General features: G+C 71.6%; 1 protein-coding gene and 1 pseudogene. Both read right to left on the bottom strand.

Annotated elements, in window-relative coordinates; translation table 11 throughout:
• Window positions 1-33: 33 nt before the first annotated feature.
• Window positions 34-1,035 (bottom strand): IS3 family transposase, encoded by a 1,002-nt coding sequence (locus LL239_RS17480; protein WP_005052865.1) that lies wholly within the window; start codon window positions 1,033-1,035, stop codon window positions 34-36.
• Window positions 1,032-1,287 (bottom strand): annotated as a pseudogene (locus LL239_RS17475) (hypothetical protein); the annotation flags it as partial. The pseudogene LL239_RS17475 and the gene LL239_RS17480, both read right to left, overlap by 4 nt.

Genomic DNA, 1,287 nt, shown 5'->3' with positions numbered 1-1,287 from the left:
CGGAAAGTGTCAAGGCGGGTGAGACAGATTCCGTCAGGCGGTCTGTATGAGGGCCTCCTGTGAGGGCTGGTTGATCCAGGCGGCCTCGGGCAGCTTGGGCGCCTGGGGTCGGCGGTGGCCGAAGCGCTCGGGACGGGCGGCGTAGGCCGCGTCCAGGGTGGCCTGGCGCTGGGCGCGGACCTGCCCGGCGGTGCCGAAGTGGACGCTGGCGGGGGTGTGCAGCCCGATCCCGCAGTGGCGGTGCTCGTGGTTGTAGTAGGCGAAGAACTGCTCGGCGAACGCGCCGGCGTCGGCCAGGGACCCGAAGCGCTCGGGGAAGACCGGGGCGTACTTCAGCGTCTTGAACGCCGCCTCGCTGTAAGGGTTGTCGTTCGACACGTGCGGGCGGGAGTGCGACCTGGCCACCCCGAGGTCGACGAGCAGCTGAGCGACCGGTTTGGAGGTCATCGAGGTCCCGCGGTCGGCGTGGATCGCCTCCGGCACGCCATGGATGCCCATGGCGTGCTCGAGCAGGTTCTTGGCGATCTCGGCGTCCTCGCGGGCCGCGATGGTCCAGCCCACGACGAACCTGGAGAAGATGTCGAGCACGACGTACAGGTCGTAGTACACGCCCCGCTCCGGCCCCTTGAGCTTTGTGATGTCCCAACTCCACACCTGCCCCGGCGCCGTCGCGACGAGCTCGGGCCGGGTCCGGGGCGGGTGGCTCGCCTGCCGGCGCCGTTCCCCGGCCATGTCGTGCTCGCGCAGGATCCGGTGCATCGTGGACATCGAGCACAGGTAGGTGCCCTCGTCCAGCAGCGTGGCCCAGACCTGGGCGACCGACTTGTCCGCGAACCGCTGGCTGGTCAACACGGCCAGCACGTGGGCCCGCTCGGCGGCGGACAGCTTGTTCGCCGGTGCCGGCCGCGGTGTCCGTGGACGTGGCGGTGGCGGGTTCTTGGCCCGGTAGTGACTGGCGCGGGAGCGACCCAGCAGCGCGCACGCAGCCGCGGTGCCGACGTGCTCGGCCAGCCCGTCGACGGCCGGGTTGATCACCGCGGCGACCGCGGCGGCTTGTCCGCGCTCTCGGAGAGCGTCTCCAAGAGCGCGTGTGCTTTTCCCATCAGGTCCAGCGCCGCCCTGGTCTTGGCCAGCTCGGCCTCGGCCTTCTCCGCCCGGGCCCGTAGCGCCTGCAGCTCCCGCTCGCGCCGGTCCCGCGGCTTGCTGCCCAGCCCGGACAGCGAGCCGGCGGCCGCGGCCTTGCGCCACTCGATGATGTGGGAGGTGTACAGGCCCTCCCGGCGCAGG

Source organism: Microbacterium testaceum (genome assembly GCF_020781835.1).
Taxonomy (GTDB): domain Bacteria; phylum Actinomycetota; class Actinomycetes; order Actinomycetales; family Microbacteriaceae; genus Microbacterium; species Microbacterium testaceum_H.
This window is presented reverse-complemented; position numbering and strand designations above follow the sequence as displayed.